18 protein-coding genes are annotated in these 21,661 nt (G+C 68.1%); 11 read left to right on the forward strand and 7 right to left on the reverse strand.

The window, feature by feature from the left end; genetic code table 11:
- Positions 1–44 precede the first annotated feature (44 nt).
- Together CMC5_RS44620 and ribA are read left to right on the forward strand one after the other, a co-directional pair.
- Positions 45–1,691 (forward strand): hypothetical protein, encoded by a 1,647-nt coding sequence (locus tag CMC5_RS44620; protein WP_156338653.1) that lies wholly within the window; start codon positions 45–47, stop codon positions 1,689–1,691.
- Positions 1,692–1,738: 47 nt separating this feature from the next.
- Positions 1,739–2,428: a GTP cyclohydrolase II gene (gene ribA, locus CMC5_RS16740; RefSeq protein WP_050431379.1), complete on the forward strand. Its 690-nt coding sequence runs from the start codon at positions 1,739–1,741 to the stop codon at positions 2,426–2,428.
- 106 nt (positions 2,429–2,534) lie between these two features.
- On the opposite strand, the gene glmU is transcribed toward ribA, so the two are convergent.
- A complete protein-coding gene (gene glmU, locus CMC5_RS16745; RefSeq protein WP_063796290.1) occupies positions 2,535–3,941 on the reverse strand; it encodes a bifunctional UDP-N-acetylglucosamine diphosphorylase/glucosamine-1-phosphate N-acetyltransferase GlmU in 1,407 nt (468 codons plus the stop codon).
- 152 nt (positions 3,942–4,093) lie between these two features.
- Between glmU and CMC5_RS16750 the strand changes: the two genes are divergently transcribed.
- Positions 4,094–7,963 (forward strand): hypothetical protein, encoded by a 3,870-nt coding sequence (locus CMC5_RS16750; RefSeq protein WP_063796291.1) that lies wholly within the window; start codon positions 4,094–4,096, stop codon positions 7,961–7,963.
- A complete protein-coding gene (locus CMC5_RS16755; RefSeq protein WP_050431381.1) occupies positions 7,960–9,411 on the forward strand; it encodes an OmpP1/FadL family transporter in 1,452 nt (483 codons plus the stop codon). Before CMC5_RS16750 ends, CMC5_RS16755 begins: the two co-directional genes overlap by 4 nt.
- Positions 9,412–9,484: 73 nt before the next feature.
- Here the strand turns inward: CMC5_RS16755 and pip are convergent, their stop codons facing one another.
- Together pip and CMC5_RS16765 are read right to left on the reverse strand one after the other, a co-directional pair.
- Positions 9,485–10,468 (reverse strand): prolyl aminopeptidase, encoded by a 984-nt coding sequence (gene pip, locus CMC5_RS16760; RefSeq protein ID WP_050431382.1) that lies wholly within the window; start codon positions 10,466–10,468, stop codon positions 9,485–9,487.
- Positions 10,469–10,520: 52 nt separating this feature from the next.
- The gene (locus CMC5_RS16765; protein WP_050431383.1) at positions 10,521–12,329 is read right to left on the reverse strand and encodes an AMP-dependent synthetase/ligase; all 1,809 of its coding nucleotides are present in this window, start codon (positions 12,327–12,329) and stop codon (positions 10,521–10,523) included.
- 88 nt (positions 12,330–12,417) lie between these two features.
- Between CMC5_RS16765 and miaB the strand changes: the two genes are divergently transcribed.
- The 5 genes from miaB (at position 12,418) to CMC5_RS16790 (ending at position 16,084) form a co-directional block, all read left to right on the forward strand.
- Positions 12,418–13,866 (forward strand): tRNA (N6-isopentenyl adenosine(37)-C2)-methylthiotransferase MiaB, encoded by a 1,449-nt coding sequence (miaB, locus tag CMC5_RS16770; RefSeq protein ID WP_050431384.1) that lies wholly within the window; start codon positions 12,418–12,420, stop codon positions 13,864–13,866.
- 15 nt (positions 13,867–13,881) lie between these two features.
- Positions 13,882–14,496, forward strand: a complete 615-nt coding sequence (locus tag CMC5_RS16775; protein WP_082362549.1) for a gamma carbonic anhydrase family protein — start codon at positions 13,882–13,884, stop codon at positions 14,494–14,496.
- Complete coding sequence (gene thiS / locus CMC5_RS16780) at positions 14,493–14,693, forward strand: sulfur carrier protein ThiS (RefSeq protein ID WP_050431385.1); 201 nt, start codon at positions 14,493–14,495, stop codon at positions 14,691–14,693. The genes CMC5_RS16775 and thiS overlap by 4 nt, the downstream gene beginning before the upstream one ends.
- A gap of 49 nt (positions 14,694–14,742) precedes the next feature.
- Complete coding sequence (locus CMC5_RS16785) at positions 14,743–15,465, forward strand: class I SAM-dependent methyltransferase (protein WP_050431386.1); 723 nt, start codon at positions 14,743–14,745, stop codon at positions 15,463–15,465.
- Positions 15,466–15,715: 250 nt separating this feature from the next.
- Positions 15,716–16,084 carry an NlpC/P60 family protein gene (locus CMC5_RS16790; RefSeq protein WP_050431387.1) on the forward strand — a complete coding sequence of 123 codons (369 nt, stop codon included), beginning with the start codon at positions 15,716–15,718 and terminating at the stop codon, positions 16,082–16,084.
- A gap of 90 nt (positions 16,085–16,174) precedes the next feature.
- On the opposite strand, the gene CMC5_RS16795 is transcribed toward CMC5_RS16790, so the two are convergent.
- Positions 16,175–16,636, reverse strand: a complete 462-nt coding sequence (locus tag CMC5_RS16795) for a peroxiredoxin (RefSeq protein WP_050431388.1) — start codon at positions 16,634–16,636, stop codon at positions 16,175–16,177.
- 118 nt (positions 16,637–16,754) lie between these two features.
- Positions 16,755–17,348: a hypothetical protein gene (locus CMC5_RS16800; RefSeq protein ID WP_245678473.1), complete on the reverse strand. Its 594-nt coding sequence runs from the start codon at positions 17,346–17,348 to the stop codon at positions 16,755–16,757.
- Positions 17,349–17,509: 161 nt separating this feature from the next.
- Between CMC5_RS16800 and CMC5_RS16805 the strand changes: the two genes are divergently transcribed.
- Entirely contained in the window at positions 17,510–18,502 is a 993-nt protein-coding gene (locus CMC5_RS16805) for a threo-3-hydroxy-L-aspartate ammonia-lyase (RefSeq protein WP_050431389.1), read from the forward strand.
- Here the strand turns inward: CMC5_RS16805 and CMC5_RS16810 are convergent.
- Positions 18,492–19,499 carry an aldo/keto reductase gene (locus CMC5_RS16810; RefSeq protein ID WP_050431390.1) on the reverse strand — a complete coding sequence of 336 codons (1,008 nt, stop codon included), beginning with the start codon at positions 19,497–19,499 and terminating at the stop codon, positions 18,492–18,494. The genes CMC5_RS16805 and CMC5_RS16810 overlap by 11 nt on opposite strands.
- A 160-nt stretch (positions 19,500–19,659) precedes the next feature.
- On the opposite strand from CMC5_RS16810, the gene CMC5_RS16815 reads away from it, so the two are divergent.
- Positions 19,660–20,451: a hypothetical protein gene (locus tag CMC5_RS16815; protein ID WP_050431391.1), complete on the forward strand. Its 792-nt coding sequence runs from the start codon at positions 19,660–19,662 to the stop codon at positions 20,449–20,451.
- A gap of 49 nt (positions 20,452–20,500) precedes the next feature.
- Here CMC5_RS16815 and CMC5_RS16820 read toward each other — a convergent pair whose 3' ends face one another.
- Positions 20,501–21,484: a phosphodiester glycosidase family protein gene (locus CMC5_RS16820; protein WP_050431392.1), complete on the reverse strand. Its 984-nt coding sequence runs from the start codon at positions 21,482–21,484 to the stop codon at positions 20,501–20,503.
- Positions 21,485–21,661 lie beyond the last annotated feature (177 nt).

Genomic DNA, 21,661 nt, shown 5'->3' on the forward strand with positions numbered 1-21,661 from the left:
TGAGGGGGTCTGCACGGGCGCCGTGCGGGTAGACTGGGGGTCTCATGAACCGGTGGATCCCCCTTCTCGGCCTGGCTTGCGGACTCGGCGCTTGTACTCTCGTCGAGCTGACGAACGGTCAGCGTCCTCCCGCCGGCGAGGGCGGTGGGGGAGAGATGGGGGGAGCGGGCCCTGGAGGTTCGGGACCGGGGCCCGGCGGGAGCGGGGGCGGGGGCGAGGCCGGTGCTGGGGGGGCGGGCGGCGAGGGCGGTGGCCCGTGGGCCAACGGCCTGTGTTCGAGTGGTCCGCCAGGTTCGCAGGTCGACTGGGTCTGTCACTTCGGCAACGACGAGGATCAGGACTGGAGCCAGTCGCGCGTGCGCCTCGCGTCCCATCCGGAGGGCGTCGTCCTCGTCGCGAGCACGGCCGAGCCCATCGCTTTCGGTGACGAGCCGCGCGGTGACGTGGGTCGCCAGAACGTCTTCGTCGTGTCGTTCGATCGCGATGGGCATCCGAGGTGGAGCCAGGCGCTGACCGGGACCGCGACGAACAAGTCGGTCGCCGATGTGGCGGTGTCGCCCGTCGATGGGAGCATCGCGGTCGCCGGCTGGTACGAGAACGGGAACCTCGAACTCGATGGCGTCGCGATCGCGGCGCGTGGCATCGACGGTTACCTCTTCGTGTTCGAAGCGGATGGCACGCCGAGGGACGCACGGCTCTTCCGGGAGGTGGCCGGTGAGGCGAGCATCAACACGCAGCGGGCGTTCTCGGTGGCGTTCGACGACGCGGGGGCGCTGTACGTCGGAGGGGAGTACCGGGGTCAGCTCGCGGTCCGATCGATGGATGGGACGACCGATGCGAACGCCGGCTGCGCGCTGTCGAGCACGGCGGCGATGAACATGGAGGGCTACGTGCTGAAGCTGGAGCCCGGCGTGAACGGCGGGTTCGAGTGCGCGTGGGCGCGGAAGATCGGGGGAGCGCTCAACGAGAGGACGACGACGGTCGCGGCGTTGCCGAACGGCGGCGTGGCCGCCGGGGGGTACTTCCGCAACGTGGTCACGGTCGATACGACCCCGCCGTTCTCGTACGACAGCCCGGACGACGACTCGGATGACGGCTTCGTGCTGGTGCTCGGGGACGACGGCAGCATGCAGGCGGGGGGGTTCGTGCGCATCGGTGGGCTGAACACGGATCAGGTGACCCAGGTGAGGGCAGACGGCGACAGCCTCCACGTCGTGGGCCACCTCAGCTCCGGCTCGACGACGATGCCGGGGTGCGACGCCATCCAGGTCAGGGGGGGCGACAGGGACGCGTTCGTTGCTCAGATCCTCCTCGACGGCGCGATGTGCACGCATGCGACGAAGATCGCGAGCGAGTCGAGTGATGACGATGGGCTCGGGGTGGCGACCTCGGCCGGGTGGGTCGGCGTGGTGGGAATTGCGGGGCGAGACCTGACGGCTGGCAACGTCACCATGCCTTACCAGGGAGCCCGAGATGGCTTTCTGATGATGCTGGACGTGGAGACGGGGACGCCAATGCACGCGTTGCCGGTGGGCTCGCTCGGCGACGACGCTGCGCGCGCCATCGCGCCCGTGATGGGGTCGCCAGCGTTCTACGTGGCCGGGATGTACGGTGGTCCCATCGATGAGCTCGGGCTCCCGCGGCCGACCGCTCCGGAGGATTACTTCCTCGCCCGGGTGCGCGTTCCCTGAGCTATACAAAGGCCGGTTCCGAACACGCATCGGTCCCAAGGAGCGCGATGTTCATCTCCGAAGCGTTGCCCCGACCTCAGCTCGTGATCTGCGCCCAGGCGCCCGTGCCCACCCGGGTCGGGTTGTTCGACATGCTCGTGTTCCGGTACGGCGACGCAGCGCACGCGGAGACGGGGCTCTCTCCGGATCACGTCGCGCTGGTGATGGGCGACGTGCGTGGAAAGCGTGGCGTGACCGTGCGGGTCCACTCGGAGTGCTTGACCAGCGAGGTGTTCGGCTCGCTGAAGTGCGACTGCCGTGAGCAGCTCGAGGCCGCACAGGAAGAGGTGGCGCGGCGGGGGCTGGGGGTGGTGATCTACCTGCGCCAGGAAGGGCGGGGCATCGGTCTGAGCAGCAAGATCCGCGCGTACGAGCTGCAGTCCCGTGGGCATGACACGGTGGACGCGAACCGCTTGCTGGGGCTCCCGGATGATGCGCGGGACTATCAGCCGGCGGCGGCCATCCTGGAGCACCTGGGGGTCTCGTCGATCAAGCTGATGACGAACAACCCGGAGAAGGTGGACGCGCTGAGCAAGCTCGGTGTGGAGATCACGGCGCGTCTCCCCGCGATCATTCGACCGAACCCTTTCTCGGCGTCGTACCTGGATGCGAAGCGGCGCAGGATGGGCCACGCGCTGCCTCCCACGCATTTCGAGGAGGGGTCGTCCCTCGGCGAGAGCGTGGCCGACGCCGAGTGACGCGAGCTTGCGACGAGTGACGCGAGCGCGCTACGAGGGGCTTCGGGCCCCTCGGTTCCAGCGGATTGCTATCCGCGCATCGGCCTGAACACCCCTGCCACGAGGGTCATTTCCCGATCTTGAGACGGCCCTTGAGGCGGGAAGCGTAGCCTTCCTTGTTCTCCTGGCGTGCACGGCCGATGGCGAGCGCGTCGTCGGGTACGTCACGGGTCACGGTGGTCCCGGTGCCGACGTAGGCTCCTGCGCCGATGCGGATGGGCGCGACGAGCTGCGAGTCGCTGCCGATGAAGGCGCCAGGGCCGATCTCGGTCTTGTGCTTCCGGAAGCCGTCGTAGTTGCAGAAGATGGTACCCGCTCCGACGTTGGCGCCTTCGCCGATGTCGCCATCACCCAGGTAGGCGAGGTGGTTCGCCTTGGCGCCGCGGCGGACCACCGTTTTCTTCGTCTCGACGAAGTTGCCGATGTGGGCCTCGTCGTGGATCTCGCTGTCCGGTCGGAGGTGGGAGAAGGGACCGATCTGCGCTTTCTCGCCGATGCTCGAGCGCTGCGCCACGGTGTAGGGCTTGAGCACGGCGCCGGCGGCGACGACGACGTCGGTGAGTACGGAGCCGACGTCGATGTGGGCGCCGGCGCCGATGCGCGTCGCGCCGCGCAGGACGACGCCGTGCTCGATGATGGCGTCGGGGTCGAGGGCGACGCTGGCGTCGATCCGTGCGCTGGTGCGGATGGTGGCGCCCTTTCGCCGCCAGGCGTCGGCGATGCGGTGGTGGAGGACGTCCTCTGCGGCAGCGAGCTGGGCCCGGTCGTTGATGCCCGCGAGGGAGCCGGGATCGCGGGTGGAGAGGGCGCTGGTACCACCTGCGGTGGCGGCCTGGGCGACGATGTCGGTCAGGTAGAGTTCTCCCTGTGCGTTGTCGGTGGTGAGGCGGGTGAGCGCTTCGCGCAAGAAGGCCGTGCGCGCCACGTAGACGCCAGGGTTGACCTCGGTGATCGCGCGCTCTTCGGGGCTCGCGTCCTTGTGCTCGCGGATGCCGAGTACCTGTCCGTCGGCGCCTCGCAGGATGCGTCCGTAGCCCGTGGGATCGGGCAGCGTCATCGTGAGCATCGCGAGCGGGCCGCTCGACGCGCTCAGGGCATTCCAGAGGGCCTTCAGCTCTTCGGCTTCGAGCAGGGGGGTGTCACCGCAGAGCAGCAGCACGGCGTCGGCTTCGGGACGGAGCTGAGGGAGCGCGCAACGCACCGCGTCGCCAGTGCCGCGCTGCGTCTCCTGCACCGCCGTGCGGACGCGGTCTCCGAACGCGGATGCGAGCTGGGCGGAGACCTCGTCGCGTCCATGGCCGACCACGACGACGACATCGGCGGCGCCTGCTTGAAACGCTGCGTCGACGACGTAGTGGAGCATCGGGCGGCCGCAGAGCGGGTGGAGCACCTTGGGCAGGGGGCTCTTCATGCGGGTGCCCTGGCCGGCAGCGAGGATGACGGCAGTGAGCGGGGCAGCTTGGTCGGCAGTCATGACGCACGAGGCTAGCACCGGGGTGCGTCGGGCGGCTACGAAGCGCGGGCGCGTTGGGATTACGAAGCGCGGGCGCGTTGGGATATCGTGGTGTCGTTCGAGCGCAGGCGAGGGGGTCGCCCCGCAGCGCTGCATCGCATGGGAGGCGGGTCATGCGCCGACGTTCGTTTCGGTCTGCTTCGGGGTGGTGGAAGCGCGGGTGCGGCCTGCTCGGGGTGACGCTGCTCGTGGGCGCCGCCGCTTCGTGTCACGAGGCGTTCGACACGACGCGACGTGCGCTGCCCAGGGCGACGCTGGGCGACGATCTGTACGGGGTGCTCTGTGATCGGGTGGGGGCGTCGGCCCTCGCGGAGGATCTGACCGGGGCTTCGTACCAGGGGGTCTGTCACCTCGACGCGGACGGGGTGTATGCCGATGAGATCGACGTCGCGAAGCTGCCGACGCCGACGACCGGCGAGGCCGAGCAGGCGCGTCGCCGCGCGATCGCGCGGGTGGACGCGCTGGTGCGGCGCCGGTCGGCGCTGATCCACGCCGTCAACACGGCGTTTCCCGACGTGGAGATCGAGAACGTGGCGACCGAGGCGGGCGGTGACCGGATCCGCCTGCACGACGCGCTGCTCTCGTACTCGCAAGAGATCGCGGCGCTCTACGAGACGAACCCCTACGTGCCCGGTGGAAAGGCGCTCCTTCCGGAGTCGACCCGAGCGCTCGGGCGCCTGTTCGCCGCTTTTTCGGAGAGCGAGGCGGCGCGGGGAGCCTTTGCGCAGATGTGGGGGCGACAGGGGTATCGCCCGAGCCAGGTGATCCTGGGCGCCATCCGAGCGACGCTGGCGTACCCGAGCATGCGTGCCTTGAGCCGCACCAGCACGGAGGTGCTCGGGCCAGGGGGGGAGGGGGCGCCGGCGTTCGAGCAGCTGCTGACGGTGGTGGAGCAAGAGCTCGCCACCGCGAGGAGCAATGTGGCTGCGCTGCCACCGCTCACCCTGGACCCCAGCACGGCGCAGCCGAACCGGCCGCGCAGCAACGTGGAGATCTTGCGCACGCTGCTGGTGCGGGAGAGCCCCGCGTTCGCGACGTCCAGCGGAACAGGGCCGGCGTACATCGTGGCCCGGGATCGGCGTGGGATTGCGCTGCCGCTCGCGGGGGGCCCGTTCGTCGATGCGGATGGTGATGGACTGGCCGACATCGATGGGTCGGGACGTTTTCTGTCGGCGGGAGCGCCGCTCTCCGTGGATCCGCCGTTCGTCGTGCCGGGGTCGACCCCGCGGGAGGCGCTGGACTCGTTCGGGCGTCCAGAGCCTGCGCTGTACGCTTACATCGACACGTCGCGGACCGCCGGTGCGGCCCTGTCGCGGACCCTCCTGCCGCTCACGGATCCGCTGCTGAACGCCACGCCAGGCGATCCGGAAGCGTGGAAGCGTGAGAACGAGGCGTTGATGTACGCCCTTGCTGGCGCGTTCACCCTCTACGGGGATCGGGAGGCGGCGGCGTACGATCACCAGGCGGAGAAGATCCTGCCCGCCGGGCAGACGTGCGCCCACTGCACGCAGTACTCGCGGTTCCGGGGGGAGGACTCGCCGCTCGCCGACGTCTCGCATGCGATGGGGCAGTTTCTCGCCGATCCCGACTCGGATGCGCTGCTGCTCGGCGTGAAGGATCTGCTGGAGAACCACGAGGCCGTCGTCGCGCGGGTGATCGGGGCCGCGCTCCGGGCGCGGGAGTTTGCGGCGGCGCACGACGAGAAGGCGCTCCGTGGGGAGGAGCCGCGCGCGGAGATCCCCTACGAGACGCCGATCTGGGACGAGATGGGGGAGCTGCTCGGGCGCATGTCCGATCGACCCGGGCTGGTGAAGCGGCTGCTCTCGGCGTTCGCGGCGCGGGATGCGGCGGGCACGCCGCTGCTGGTGAAGCCGACGCCGAGCAGCTGGGGGCCCGGGGTGGCGCACTTCGGAGAGGCCATGGGGCAGTTCTTCCGGAACCGGGATCAGCTCAGCTACGACCCGGGGACGAGCGGTACGTCACGCCTCAATGGGCCGCCGGTGAACCTCACGGTGACTGCGGGGTCCGGCTCGCTGTCCTACGTCGACCCGTCGACCCCCGTGGACTGGAACGCTCCCCGGGTAGGGGCGAACCGCTCGATCCTTCAGCGCTCTCTCCAGCTCATCCACGACGCGCACGGATCTACGGCGTGCAACAAGCAAGGGGCTCAGGTCCGAGTGTTCGGGTTCCCGTTCGGCAACTACGACCAGTGTTCGCTGTTCCAGTTCGACAACGTGGCGACGTTCTACCTCGACTCGGCGCTGCCGGCGGGGCACCCCAAGAAGTCGAAGATCGAGATCAAGAATGGGTTCCTGGGTGCGATGCTCGACATCGCCGACTTCTTCAACATCAGCGTGGACTCGGTGTTCGAGGACGGGAGCGGGATCGACGGGCTGACGCTGACGCCCACGAGCAAGGCACTGAACCGGCTGGTGTTCTTCGGCGCCGACTCGACGCGGTATCCGAACCTGCCGGATCTCGACCCGCACCGCACCACGTCGAACAAGGACACGAATGCCTTCGTGTCGGGGCTCATCGAGCCAGCGTCCAGCTCGGTCTGCGTGAAGAACGCGGCCGGTGCGAGCCAGTGTGCGGCGTCGGTCGATCTGATGCGGCTGCGGGATGGCGGGGTGATCTTCACGTGGGAGCGGCTGGGGTTCCTCGACTACCTGCGCCCGATGATCCTGGCGTTTGCGAACGAGCCTTGCAGCGCGAGCGAGGGGCGCGATTGCGGTGAGGTGATGTTCGCTGACTTCATCCGGATCCTGAACCGTCACTGGAGCGGTCCGGAGCACGGGCCCGAGTGCCTGAAGTCGGGGACTTCGGCGAGCAACCCGAAGTACTGCTCCGAGGCCGGGGTGGCGACGTACGAGCCGCTGCTCGCCGATGTCGTGGAGGGGGACCTCGTGCCGGCGGTGGTCGCGTTCGCGGAGGCGGTGAACGAGCTGTCGGCGATCACGGTGCAGCGCGGGCCGAAGGCGGGGGAGGTGTGGACGGGCGCCGAAGTGCTGGAGCGGGTGACGCGGATCCTGTTCAGCAAGCAGTACGCCGGGAGCGTGGGGATGGTGGATCGGAAGGGGAGCGCGTCCACGACCTGGGTGGATGGCACGCCGCAGGCGCAGGTGACGCTCTTCTCGCTGTTCGCCGACGCACTGCACGGGTTCGATCAGCGCTTCGCGCAGAGCGGGGCGGCGGACGCCCAGGCCCGGAAGGGGCAGTGGAGGCGGGCCCGATCGCAGATCGTGGACGCGCTGTTCGCGGTGCAAGGGGAGGGGGAGGAGGCACGGTTCAAGAACCGGGCGACGCCGGCGCTCCTCGTGACGACCGTGGACCTGCTGCGCGAGCAGCTCAACGCGCACTGCCCTGCACGGGAAGGCGGGGAGCCCTGTGCCTGGGCGAAGGTGGGGCTCGGGCAGAAGCTGGCCGAGACGCTGAGCGGCCCGCTGTTCGCGGCGATCACCGACGTGAACGAAGCCCTGCGCGCGAACGAGCCAGCGCGTCGTGAGCTGGGGCGGCTGCTGCAGCATCTCCTCGGTGGCAAGTCCGATGCCGAGGCGCTCTCGGCGACGCTGGCGTCGCTCACGGATCTCTGTCAGGTGCTGGCGAGCGACGACGTGCTGGCGCCCGTTCTCCGGGCAGCGGCGGTCGTGGCGAACCCGGGGGCCGAGGCCGAGGAGACGGGGGCTGCTGCCACGCTGATTCCTTTGATGAAGGCGCTGGCCGACGATCGCTTCGATCGGTACCACGTGCTGGATCATGTGTTGCCAGCCATGGTGACGCCGATGGAAGGGGAAGGGGTCGCGCCGATCGAGGTGATGCTCGACGTGATCGCCGAGGTGAACCGGCTGGACGCGGACGTGGAGGCGCCGCTCTCGCAGCAGGACTATGCGGAGGTGTTCGGGGCCGTGAGCGAGTTCCTGACGGACGAGACGCGGGGCATGGAGCAGCTCTACGCGATCGTGAGCCGGCGAGAGCGCCGGTGATCGGAACTCGAGCCGGCAAATTCGCAGGGGGAGCTGCGGCGCTCGCCTTCGTGATCGTCGCGCTGTCGAAGGCGGCCCATGCGGGGGGGCTCTACGTGGCGGATCGGGGGGTGCGCCCGCTCGCCAGGGCCGGCGCGTTCGTGGCCGGTGCGGATGATCCCGGCGCGATGGCCTACAATCCGGCCGGGCTCTTCGACTCGGGCACGCAGTTTCTCGTCGATGGGAGCTGGGTGAACTGGTCGAGCGACTACACGCGGCGCTCGCTGGCCCAGCAGCTCGATCCGAGCACGGGCGAGCCGGTGGCGACGTACCTGCAGACGTTCGACGAGGTGAGCGGCTCTTCTCCGTTCTTGCCGATCCCGACGCTGGCCGGCTCGCTCCGGCTTTCGCGCGCCTGGGCGCTCGGGGTCGGGGTGTGGGCTCCGTATGCGGCGCTCGCGAGCTATCCGGAGGCGGTGGGCGGGGCGCCCGCGCCTCAGCGGTACGCGCTGTACAACCTCCGGGGGTCGCTGCTGGCGTTCGTGGGGGCGGGCATCGCGTACGCGCCGACGCCGGAGCTGCGCCTGGGGGCGGTGGTGTCGATGCTGACGGGCTCGTTCCGGAGTGAGATGGCCTTCTCGGGGTGCTTGCCCGAGCGCTTCCTGTGCGCGCCGGAGGATCCAGACTGGGATGGGGCTGCGGCGCTGAACGCGGGGCCGATCTTCGCGCCGACGGGGCAACTCGGTGTGCAGTGGGCTCCGGTGCCCGCGTGGCACTTCGGCCTGAGCTTCCACCTGCCGGTGTGGGTCCGGACGGGAGGAACGGTCCAGACACGGCTTCCAGCGTCGCCCGTCTTCGAGCGGGCGCGCGTCGAGGGAGACTCGGTGGATGTGGCGTTCGACCTGCCGTGGACGCTGCGGTTCGGGGTGGAGGCGCGGGTGGTGAAGGATCTCCGGGTGGAGGTCGGGGTGGCCTGGGAGCACTGGAGCATGCACGACGCCATCCAGGTCACCCCGGACGTGGCCCTCCGGGGGCTGCCAGGGTTCCCCGAGCCGTTCCACGTGCCGCCGATCGCGCTCCAGCGTCAGTTCCAGGACGCGGTCTCGCTGCGCGTCGGGGGGGAGTACGGCTTCGGCTGGCTCGACAAGCGCTGGGAGGCGCGCGGAGGGCTGAGCTTCGAGACGAGCGCGGTCCCGGCGGAGTACCTGACCGTGCTGACGATGGACGCGCCGAAGGTGACGGCGGCCCTGGGGCTGGGGGTACACCTGGGTCGCTTCCGGTTCGACGCGACGTTTGCGCGCGTGTTCGCGTTCGACGTGGATGTGGCGCCCGAGGAGGCGCGCGTGACGCAGGTGATGCCGCTCCGCGCCAACCCGCCGCGGGTTCCGGACACCATCAATGGGGGGGTCTACAGCGCATCGACCAACGTCGTCGGTCTGGGCGTGGCCTACAAGCTCGACGCGCTGTGATGCTCATGGCAGGGGCAAGCACCCCTGCCGTCTCGTCGAGCGCCGAAATGCTGGTGGGGCTTCGGTCGCAGGTTCAGCGGAACCGATCTGTCGCTTCGATCAGCTCGTGCACGGTGCCTGGCTCGAGGGCGGAGTGGCCTGCGTCCGCCACGATCCGGAGATCGGCTTCGGGGAAGGCGCGGTGCAGCGCCCAGGCGCTCTCCATGGGGCAGACCACGTCGTAGCGGCCTTGCACGATCACGGTGGGGATGTGGCGGATGCGATCGACGTCGTCGAGGAGCTGCGTCTCCCGCTCCATGAAGCCGCCGTTCGCGAAGTAGTGGCACTCGATCCTGGCGAAGGCGAGCGAGAACACCTCCCCCTGGGTGCGGGCGATCAGCTCCGGGTTCTGCCGCAGGCAGCTCGTCGTCCCCTCCCACACGCTCCAGGCGCGGGCTGCGGTGCGCTGCACGGTGAGATCGGTGCTGAGCAAGCGGCGGTGGTAGGCCATGAGCAGGTTCGAGCGCTCGGCCTCCGGGATGGGGGCGAGGTACTCCTCCCAGGCGTCGGGGAACATCGCGCTGGCGCCGCGCTGGTAGAACCACTCGATCTCCTGCCGGCGGAGCAGAAAGATGCCGCGGAGGACCAGCTCGGTGACGCGCTCGGGGTGCTTCTGCGCGTAAGCCAGGCCGAGCGTGCTGCCCCAGGAGCCCCCGAAGACCTGCCAGCGCTCGATGCCGAGGTGCTCGCGCAGGGTCTCCATGTCGGCGACGAGGTGCCAGGTGGTGTTCTCTTCGAGGCAAGCGTGAGGCGTGCTCCGGCCGCAGCCGCGCTGATCGAAGAGGATGATGCGGTACGCCTGAGGGTCGAAGAAGCGCCGCTGCTTGGGTTCGGTGCCTCCGCCAGGCCCGCCATGGACGAAGACCACCGGCTTGCCGCGCGGGTTGCCGGACTCTTCGTAGTAGATCTCGTGGAGATCGGAGACACGAAGCCGTCCAGCTCGGTAAGGCTCGAGCTCGGGATAGAGGGTGCGCTTCGGGGGGAGGGGACCGGGGGAAGGTTGGGCGCCGGATACCATGGGCGCGCCGAGCGTACGCGAGACGGGGCTCGGTGGGGAGCCCCCGGCAGGATCAGGCGGCGGCGTCCGAGGTGGAGCCGGACTTGTTCTTGGTCTCGTAGAGGCTCTCGATCTGCTTCTGGTAGCGCTGCCAGGCCACGCGCCGCTTCAGCTTGAGCGAGGGGGTGAGCATGCCGTTGTCCGTCGTGAAGTCCTCCTCCGCGAGGGTGATGCGCTTCACGCGCTCGAAGCCCTTCCACTCGGTGGAGTACTTGTCGACCTCGCTCTGGATCATGGCGATCACGCGCGCGTTGGTGAGGAGATCGGCCGCCGCCTGGTAACTCACACCTTCGGTCTTGGCCCACTCCTTCACCGCATCCAGATCGGGCACGACGAGCGCCACGTTGTGGAGGCGGTTGTCGCCGTAGACCATGGTGTTGAGGATGAAGGGGGAGAGCTTGAGCTGCTCCTCCAGGGGCGCAGGCGCGACGTACTTGCCGTTCTCCAGCTTGTACTGCTCCTTGATGCGGCCGGTGATGTAGAGGAAGCCCTCTTCGTCGATGTAGCCGAGGTCGCCGGTGCGGAAGCACTTGTCGGTGGTGAAAACCGCCTGATTTTCTTCAGGGCGGTTGTGGTAGCCCTTCATCACATTCGGGCCCGTGACCACGATCTCGCCGTGCTTGGGGTCACCCGACTCGGTCTTGTCGATGATGACCTTCACCCCGTCGATCAGCTTGCCGACGCTGCCGATGCGGTGCGCATCCGGGCGGTTGGCGGAGATGATGGGTGAGGTCTCGGTGAGGCCGTAGCCCTCGAACACCTTGATCCCCAGCCCGTCGATGAACTCTGCGACCTCGCGGGAGAGGGCGGCGCCACCGCTCACGGCGTACTTGAGCCGGCCGCCGAACTTCTGGCGGATCTTGGAGAACACGATCTTGTTGGCGAGGGCGAAGTTGAGCTTGTCGCCCAGCGAGAGAGCCTCTCCGTTTCGCTTCTTGGTCGCGATGCGGATCCCGGCGTGGAAGAGGTTGCGCACCACGGCGGGCTTCGCCGCCATCTGCTTGTTCACGCCGTCGTAGATGCGGTTGAAGATGCGGGGCACGCTGACCAGCACCGTCGGCTTCACCTCGGCGAGGTTGGGGACGATCTTGTCGACGGCCTCGGCGAGGGCCATGGAGGCGCCGAGGGACAGGAAGGCGTGCAGCTCGCAGGTGTGCCCGAAGGAGTGGGCCCACGGGAGGAACGAGAGGCTCCGATCTTCTGCGTTCAGCGGGAAGCAGGCGTGGACGGCGTTGATGTTGGAGCAGATGTTCCCGTGCGTGAGGATCACGCCCTTGGGGTTGCCCGTGGTGCCCGAGGTGTAGATGAGACACGCCGTGTCTTCCGGCGTGGGCTTGATCGCCGGGACCGGCTTCTGGGCGCCGGCTTCGAGGAGCGCGTCGTAGGAAAGCGGGTCACTCTTCGGCAGCGCGAGGCCGATGATGTGCTTGAGGGTGGGCGCGGTCTCCGGGATCTCTCGGCACTTCTCGTGGATCTGGGAGGTCGCTGCGATGACGGCCACGGCCTCGCAGTCGTTGATGATGAAGGCCCACTCCTTGGCGAGCTGCGCTTCGTACATGGGCACGAGGGCGGCGCCGAGGCCGTAGCAGGCGTAGGCGGCGACCGCCCACTCGACACGGTTGTTCGAGATGATCGCGACCCGATCCCCTCGCTGGATGCCGAGCGACGCGAGGCCACCGCGGAAGTTGTCGACCAGTCGGCCAATTTCCCCGTAGGACAGCCAGTTCCACTGGTCATCCTTCTTGGTGCCGAAAAGGTCTCGAGATCCGTACAGCTTGATCGAACGCTCGAAGAGCTCGACCAGGTTTTCGAAGTTCGCCATCGCCCTCTCCTGTCCAGCGCAGTGTCCAGCCTCGCCTGCCGTTCGTAGCCAGGCCGAATCGCGGCCTTTGGTGTACCATGCCCGCCGGATGCCTCGCTACGCCATCACAACCTTTGGCTGCCAAATGAATGTGCACGACTCGGAGCGCATGCGCGAGGTGCTCCGGAGCGCCGGTTACGCGGAGGCCGAGGGGCCCGCGGACGCGGATGTGCTGGTGCTCAATACGTGCAGTGTCCGGGAGAAAGCCGAACAAAAGTTGCGCAGTGAGGTGGGCCGCCTCGCCCGGTGGAAGCAGGAGCAACCCGAGCGGGTCCTCATCGTGGCCGGCTGCGTCGCCCAGCAAGAGGGGGAGCAGCTCCTCCGGCGCATGCCCACGGTCGACGTGGTGATCGGGCCGGACAACATCGTCGAGCTGCCGCGTCTCCTGGGGGATCTTTCGACAGGCGGGCTTCCGGTGGTGCGTACAACCTTCGACCTTGACGCACCGCGTTTTTTGCCGCCTCCGACCGGCGGTAGCGGGGTCACGGCGTTCGTGACGGTGATGAAGGGGTGCAACGAGCGCTGCTCGTTCTGCATCGTCCCGTACACGCGAGGCCCCGAGCGCTACCGCTCGAGTGACGAGATCGTCGCCGAGATCGCGTCGCTCTGCGCTTCGGGGACGCGCGAGGTGACCCTGCTGGGGCAGACGGTGAACAGCTACCGGGATCCGGCAACCCGTCTCCCCCGAGCGGAAGGCGCAGATCCCTCGGATCCGGACGAGAGCGAGTTCGCGGCGCTGCTCTGGCGCATCGCGGCAGAGGTGCCCTCACTCAAGCGTCTCCGCTACACGAGCCCGCATCCGCGTCACCTCACGCCGTCCCTGATCCGGGCTCACGCGGAGCTGCCGATCCTGCCGCGGCACGTCCACATGCCAGTGCAGTCGGGCTCGAACCGCATGCTCAAGCGCATGATCCGGCGCTACACCCGCGAGGAGTACATCGCCCGGACCCGCGCGCTCTGCGAAGCGGCGCCTGGACTGACGCTGTCGACGGACATCATCGTCGGCTTTCCCGGCGAGACGGAGGAGGACTTCGAGGCGACGCTCTCCCTCGTGGAGACGGTGGGCTTCCGGGGGCTGTTCGGGTTCAAGTACTCACGCCGTCCCTACACCCCGGCGCTCAAGCTTCAGGACGACGTGTCCGAGCAGATCAAAGGGGAGCGCCTCGCCCGGCTGTTCGCGCTCAGCGAGGCGCTGCTCGGCGGGCACCTCGGAGGGCTCACGGGGTCGGTCCAGGAGGTACTGGTCGAGGGGCCAGCGAAGGCGGGCGATCTCTGGTCGGGCCGGACCAGCCGCAACGAGATCGTGCACATCGAAGGGGTGTCCGAGCTGGACCTCGTGGGCGAGGTGGTGACCGTTCAGATCATCCGGGCGAACAAGCACTCCCTTCATGGCGAGCTCACTGAAGCGGCTCGGGCGGCGGCGCGGAGGGCGCGGCCTCGTCCTGCCGGGCGGCGCGTCTTGCCGGTCGTCGGTGAAGGCCCGCGCGCCGAGAGCTGAGGGAACGCTGTCGGCATGGCCTTGATCCTTCCTTACGGAGACACCTTTCCGCGCCTTGGGCGCGGCGTGTTCGTGGCTCCCAACGCGACCTTGGTGGGGGACGTCGAGCTGGGCGACGACGCCAGCGTGTGGTTCGGCGCGGTCCTGCGCGGGGACGTCGGCAAGATCCGCATCGGCGCCCGCACCAACCTGCAAGACCTGGTCTGCGTCCACGTCACCGACAACCTTTCGTGGACCCATGTCGGCGCCGACGTCACCGTGGGACACGGTGCCATCCTGCACGGCTGCATCGTGGGCGATGGCTGCCTCATCGGGATGGGGAGCATCCTCCTCGACAATGTGGAGGTCGGCGCTGGTTCGGTCATCGCGGCCGGCGCGCTGGTGCCACCGCGGATGGTGATCCCGCCTCGTTCCATGGTGAAGGGCAACCCAGCGAAGGTGGTGGGCGAGGTCAACCTGGATCAGGCGGATCTCGGTCGCTTCGGCGCGGCGCACTACGTGGAGAATGCGCGACGCTTCCGGGCCATCGTCGAAGCGGCGGGCTCGAGTGATCCCCGTGTTCCGCGCGCTGCGCCCCTGGACGGGGACGGGCACGGCCAGGTAAAGCGGGAGGCCCAGGAGGACAGATGAACGTCACGGTCAACGGGGAGCCGCGCGAAGTGCCGGCGGCGACGACGGTGCGGGCGCTCGTGGAGCTGCTCGGCCTGGGCGAGGGCCCGGTGGCGGTCGAGCAGAACGGCGACGTGATCCCGCGCGCAGAGCACGGCTCCACCGCCCTTCGTGAAGGCGATGTGCTGGAGATTGTTCACTTCGTGGGCGGAGGCTGACTTCGAGGGCGCCGCCTGACTCCAGGGGCGACGCCTGACGCGCGACACCATGACGATCGAGGTGCCCTCGTCGGAGGCCCGCGCGGCGGCGTTCATCGTTCGGCAGACCGAGATCGTCGCGCCTCCCCTCGTCCCCGAGCTGCGCCTTCATCTCGCCACCGAGGTCACCCCGCTCTGGTACGCCACGGAGCGCGAGCTCCAGCAGCTCGGGCTCGGCATGCTCTCCTCGGGGACCGAAGGTGAACCCCTCTCCTCCGGCACCATCCCGCCTCCCTACTGGGCTTTTGCGTGGGCTGGTGGTCAGGCCCTCGCCCGTCACGTCCTCGACCACCCCCAGCTGGTCGCTGGAAGGCGCGTGCTCGATTTCGCTGCCGGCAGCGGTCTGGTGGCGCTCGCCGCGGCCAAAGCGGGGGCCGCTTTCGTGACGGCCGCTGACATCGATCCCTTCGCGGGCGTGGCCATTGCGATGAATGCAGCACTCAACGGCGAGACCATCGCCACCCAGCTGGACGATCTCACGACCTCCGAGGCCGACGTGGGGTGGGAGGTCATCCTCGCCGGCGACGTCTGCTACGACCGCGAGATGGCGGCCCGGGTGATCCCCTGGCTTCGCGCCTGCGCGCGGCGTGGCGTGACGGTCCTGTTCGGCGATCCCGGGCGTTCCTATTGCCCGGATGCTGGCGTGGTGGAGCTGGGGCGCCACGCCGTGCCGACCAGCCTCGATCTGGAAGGGCGCGAGGCGCTGGAGACGAGGATCCTCCAGCTGCGGTAGCCACCCGTCATCGCACCATCTCCTGCTCGGCACACCGCGTCATGGTGAGCGTCGACGCATTCGACGCAGCGAATGCCTCGCTCGGACACGGTCTGGTCCAAATTTGCTGTCGATGGCGAATACCACGACGGGATGTCGTTGCTGTTCCCATCACTCGTATTCCGTACACAACGGTGTCAGCCCCACTGTTCTCGCGGTGAGAGGGTGTGGTAGCGTGCCGCTTTCAACCCTCATTGTCCCAGGAGGACCTATGAGCTTCGACATCGCCCAGGCAGCAGCCAATTTCGAGACCAACCTTGGCCGCGAGGTCCTCTACAGCGAGATGGTTTGCAACCAGTTCGTGGTGGCTGTGCTTCGCCAGACGGTGGACGCCTCATTCCCCATGATCCGCGCGGACGATTTCCCGCATTCGCCCAAGTTCATGAAGGTCGACCTGCCGCAGCCTGGGGATCTCGTTCATTGGCCCGGGCATATCGGTATCGTCCTCGACCCCGACAAGGGCACCTTCATCGGCTCCCAGACGAGCACGGGCGTCGCGGTGGCCAACTACAAGAGCGGCTACTGGAATGGCTCGTACGGTGGCAAGCGCCCGGACGCGTTCCTGCGCTTCATCCACTGATCCTCCCCCCTCCGTCTCCGCTCCAGACTCCACGTCAGAGCCATCGACCGAAGAGAGGCATGCCCGAGGCAGCCTCTCCTCGGCGAGTCGTCACCCCTGAAGCGCCTTGATGTCCGTCAGCAAGACCTGCTCGTGACCCTGCGGGGTCACCTTCTCGTAGATCTTGCGCAGCACACCGGACGGGTCGATCACGAACGTGGTCCGGTCCCAGTACAGGGTGCCCTTCCATTCACTCTGCCCGACCTGAGCCGCTCGGAGCAGCTCGTGCTTCGTGTCGGCGAGCAGATCGATGGTGAAGTTGAATTTGTTGCAGAAATTGCGGTGCGAGGCGACGTCGTCTTCACTGATGCCGACGACGGTAATGTTCGCGGCGTCGAAATCCTGGCGCGTCGCCGTGAACGATTGACCCTGGATGGTGCAGCCCGGGGTGTCGTCCTTGGGATAGACATAAAGGACGAGCCATTTGCCGGCGAAATCGCCGAGCGATAGGGTCTTCCCGTCCTGATTCGGCAGAGAAAAGCTCGGGAAAGGCTGTCCGACCTCGAGGGCCATGGATGGTGTCTCCTTGCAGGGTTCTCGTTGCAGTGCGCTCTTGCCGGATGGGTTCGAGCGGGTTGGATCTTTTTAGGGGGATGGCTGGAGCCGACGCAATTCTTTTCTGGTGCCAGGCTCAGGGGTGTGGCGTCGCTTTGGCGCGCGCGGCGAGCGCAGCAGCGTCGTCGAGTGGGGCCTGGGGAGCCCGCTGGGCGAGCTTCATCCGTGATTGCGATGCTGGTTCCCCCTGAACACAGCGTCCGCGTGTATAGGCGCCGAGCCAGTCCAGCATGGGGAGATTGCGGCAGGCACCGAAGGAGCGCTTGATGAGGGCGTGGCCCGACCGGAAGCACTTCTCGCGGTCTTCGACCAGATCCTCGTGCGTCCACCCCTCGGCGGTCTTCCCCTTGCCGACCCGGATCTGGAGCAAGCACGAGTCCGTCCCCGAACCGCGCGACAAGGGTCCCTTGCCGAGATCGACGTCGCGGCGAAATCCGCTCTCGTGCTTGGCGATTGAAAGCAGAAGCGCCATCGTCGTGGCCCGGCCTCGCGGCCCTCGGAATACGGGGTCGAGTTCGGGATCGTACGCGACGCGGGCAGCCGCTTCGGCAATCGCCTCATAGCGAGCACGGCCTTCTTCGGGCGTCTCGACCGCGTCTCGGATGTGACTCCTCCCGGGGGGAGCCCAGGACACCATGATGGACACGGCCCAGGCGGTGATTGCGTCCATGCTCATTTCTCCTCCGTGACGGTGATACCGCCGGGTTGTGACGCTGGTATGGACAGCGACGCTGGTATGGATAGCAAGACAGAAGGGGGCGTCGGCGTCAATGTGGACATTTCGCTTTGCATATGCATTGCACGCGCGCGGACCCTGGCGTAACAGGCGCCATGTCGAATGATCCGTTGTCGGTCGATGTGACGTACGACGATATCGCCAGTGCGGCCCGGCTGCTCGATGGGATCGCCCACCGCACGCCCGTTGCCACCTCGAGAACGCTGAATGCCCTGCTCGGGGCGACGTGCTTTCTGAAGTGCGAGAATCTCCAGCGCATGGGGGCATTCAAATTTCGTGGTGCGTACAACGCCGTGAGCAGGCTGGGCGAAGCGGAGCGGCGGAGGGGCGTGATTGCCTATTCATCTGGAAATCACGCACAAGCGGTGGCGCTGGCGGGGCGGCTTCTGGGCGTGCCGGCCACGATCGTGATGCCCGAGGACGCGCCTGCCGTGAAGCGGCGGGCCACCGAGGGGTACGGCGCGCGGGTGGTGATCTATGATCCCCGCAAGGAGCGCCGTGAAGACGTGGCGCAACGCATTGCTGGAGAGGGAGGGGCGATACTCATTCCGCCGTTCGATCACCCGCACGTCATCGCGGGCCAGGGGACGGCTGCGAAGGAGCTGTTCGAGGAGGTCGGCCCGCTCGAGCTGCTGCTCGTGCCTTGTGGTGGTGGGGGGCTCCTCTCCGGTTCTGCGCTGGCGGCCCGGGCGCTGAGCCCAGGGTGCCAGGTGGTGGGAGTGGAGCCCGAGGCGGGGGACGACGCCACGCGCTCGTTCAAGAGCGGGGTGCTCTGCTCCGTTCACAACCCCGACACGCTGGCCGATGGGGCGCGCACGCCGTCCCTGGGCAAGCTCACGTTCCCTCTGGTACGCCAGTTCGTGGACGACATGGTGACGGTCCCGGACGAGGCGCTGCTGGGAGCGCTGCGCTTCGTCTGGGAGCGCCTGAAGCTGGTGGTCGAACCGACCGCGGTGCTCGGCCTGGCGGCCGCCCTTCAGGGGAGGGTCGACGTGGCGGGCCGCCGGGTGGGCGTGATCTTGAGCGGCGGCAACGTGGATGTGCTCGCCGTGGCGGAGCGGCTTCGAGGGATTCCCGTCACTGGTTGACGAGCTTCATCCCGACCTCGGTGTAGCGCTCCCCTGCCGCTGCGCCTCGCGGCGCCGCAGCGTCGATGCGGGCGATGTCGGTGGGCGTCAGCGTGATCGCGGCTGCCGCGGCGTTCTCTTCGAGGTAGCGGCGGCGCTTCGTTCCGGGGATGGTCACCACGTCCTCCCCCTGCGCGAGGACCCACGCGAGGGCGAGCTGGCTCGCCGAGCACCCCTTTTCCTGGGCGATCTCCTCGACCCGAGCGAGAAGCTCCAGGTTCTTCTGGAAGTTGTCGCCCATGAACCTGGGTGACGTGCGCCGGTAGTCGTCGGGGGCGAGATCCTCGAAGCGCTTGATCTGTCCGGTGAGAAAGCCACGTCCCAGCGGGCTGTAGGCGACGAAGCCGATCCCCAGCGTCCTGCACAGGGCCAGCAGCTCGTCCTCCGGATCGCGGCTCCAGAGCGAGTACTCGGTCTGAAGCGCGCTGATGGGATGAACTGCTGCGGCCCGGCGCAGTGTCTCTGCGCTCGCCTCCGATAGGCCCAGGTAGCGAACCTTGCCTGCTTGCACCAGGCCGGCCATCGCCCCCACGGTGTCCTCGATCGGCACACTCGGGTCCACCCGGTGCTGATAGTACAGATCTATCGCTTCCACCCCGAGCCTTCGCAGCGAGGCGTCGCATGCCTCGCGGACATACTCCGGCTTTCCGCTCACCCCGCGAGCTGCCGGATCTGCCGAGCGCCGGATGCCGAACTTCGTCGCGAGCGTCACCCGATCCCTGCGATGCCGGATCGCTCGGCCCACCAGCTCCTCGTTGGTGAATGGCCCGTACATGTCGGCCGTGTCGAGGAACGTGACGCCGAGCTCCAGGGCGCGGTGGATCGTCGCGATGGACTCCTGCTCGTCCCGCTGCCCTTCGCTGCCGTAAAAGTCGGACATCCCCATGCAGCCGAGGCCGATGGAGGAAACCTGGAGGCCATGCCGGCCGAGGGCACGGACAGGGATCGTCTGGGTCATGGGTATCTCCTGATCACGAGGTGCGGGGAGCTTACGGCGTCGGCCTGCTCCCGCCACCCCGGAACGCCCCCGCGCGTCGCCTCCGGGCATGGCGATCCGGGGGGGCGCCATTCATGGGCATGGCCTTTCTTCGTCCCGAGGATGGTGTCACCATGGCGCCATGAATCCTCGCTTTCTTGGTCTCTCGCTGCCTCTCCTCGTCCTGGCCTGCGGAGGTTCCGTCGAGCAGGCGCCTGGTGGTGGCGGTTCGTCCTCTTCCACCTCGTCCACGACCAGCACCTCGAGCAGCGGAGGTGGCGGAGGTGGCGGAGGTGGCGCGTCGACGCGTTGCGGTGGGCTGGCCCAGGTCGAGTGTGCCCCCGAAGAAGTCTGTGTCTGGCAGGATGGATCCTGCGGGGGCGACGATGGCATGGGCCTCTGCGAGCCACGCCCGAAGGGCTGTGACGACGACTGCCCTGGCGTCTGTGGATGCGACGGGAAGTTCTACTGCAACAGCTGCTATGCACAGTCAGCCGGGATGGATGTGTCGCCTGGTACCACGTGCGCAGCGCCAGACGATTTCGCAGCCGGCTTCTATTTCGGCGGCCTCGATCGCTTGATCCTTCGGAAGGTGGATCTCGCTCGGGACCTGTGCATCCGCATCGTCTTCGTCACACCGCCTTCACAGGGAGGCGTGTTCAATATCAGCCTGCCGGAGGACTGGGGGGTGTCCGATGCCTGGATCACCAACAGCGCGGCCGACTGCGAGGCTTCACCCGAGACGCCGCCGGGTGAGAGCGCGCAGGCCACGGGCGGCAGCGGGATGGTGTCGTGGACGACCGGATCGAGCATGTACGTGCCTTGTCGGGTCGGCATCGACGCGACGCTGATCTTCTCCGGCGCGCCCTCCTGGGCACCTGCTTCCGTTCCGCTCAGCGCGGCGGGGATCGTCGTCGAAGGTGGCTGTCAGTGAGCGCTCGCTCGGCGCGGCGTCACCTCGTGGTGCAGCGATCCGCGCCGGTTCACTTCGACGGTGATGACGCCGCGTGGGAGCGCCGCTTCAGATAGAAAAAGTCGCGCTCCGCCGGTGTCGTCACGTAACCGCGCTTGATGTGCTTCGTGTCCTGGATCAGAGTCGACACCACTTGGAGAGGATCGCTCGGCGTCGGGCGACCGTAGAAGAGGAACTTCGTGTACGAGTAGTTGATGTCGAGCTGCGCGGCGTCGACGGCGCCCGCGGCCTTCATCGCCACGGCGACGTCCTTCGCCGTCACCCACTCCCCGCTCCCGTAGAACAGCACCCTTCCGGTCGCGTCGACACCGAGCGCCGAGCGTCGGATCTCGACTTCGCCGTTCTCGGCCGCGCTCCATTTTCGAGGGCGCACGGCGTCCTCGATGGCCGGGTGCAGCTCCCTGGCCGTGACGAGGCATGGCGGCGTTTGCCGGAGCCCCACCATCTTCGGTGCGTCGGCCTCGATCTGGCTCCACTCGGCGATACGGACGGCACCATCCTGGTAAAGCGCCACGGTGCATGCGTCGGGGCGTGGAGGCAGGAACTCGTCTCCTTCCACCCGCATGCCGTACTTGCCGTGGCGCGCCATGAACCCACCGTTGAACACCGCGATCAGATCCTGCTGATCCGCAGCGGGGACGAGCCCGGGTCGCCGCTCTGCCGGGATGTCCTTGGACTGGGGCTCCAGTGTTCCGGCCACGAGGTGCAGCGCGACCTTGCGCAGGTCGATGGCCACCACGTGCACGTAGACGTGAGGCTTGATCTTGTGAGGGTGGACGGTGGCCTGTGCGAGCACGGGCGTCCCTCCTGCTGCGCCTTCGGCGAGCGGCCTCCAGGTGCCGTCCTCGGGCTTGGCGGTGCGTGCGTGCGGCGGCTCGAAGGAGGTGGGAGGGAAGGGGACGGCGACCTCCCGGGCGCCTGATGCTGCAGCCGGATGAGGGCCCGAGGGAGAGGCGCCTCCCTGCGGAGAGGGGCTCGTGGCTTCGGTGTTCACAGCCCCCGTCGATCCCGGGATGGGCGCATCGGGGAGAGCTGCCGTGGGTCCTGTTGACGCCGGCTTCTCGGCTCCACCCGCCGAGGAGGGGATCTGGGGAGAGGAGAGCGATGCCGAAGGTGTTGGCGTCGTTGCCGTCGCAGCCGGTTCGGTGCCCCCGCATCCTGTGCTGAGCCA

Origin of the sequence: Chondromyces crocatus (assembly GCF_001189295.1) — a bacterium.
Lineage (GTDB): Bacteria > Myxococcota_A > Polyangia > Polyangiales > Polyangiaceae > Chondromyces > Chondromyces crocatus.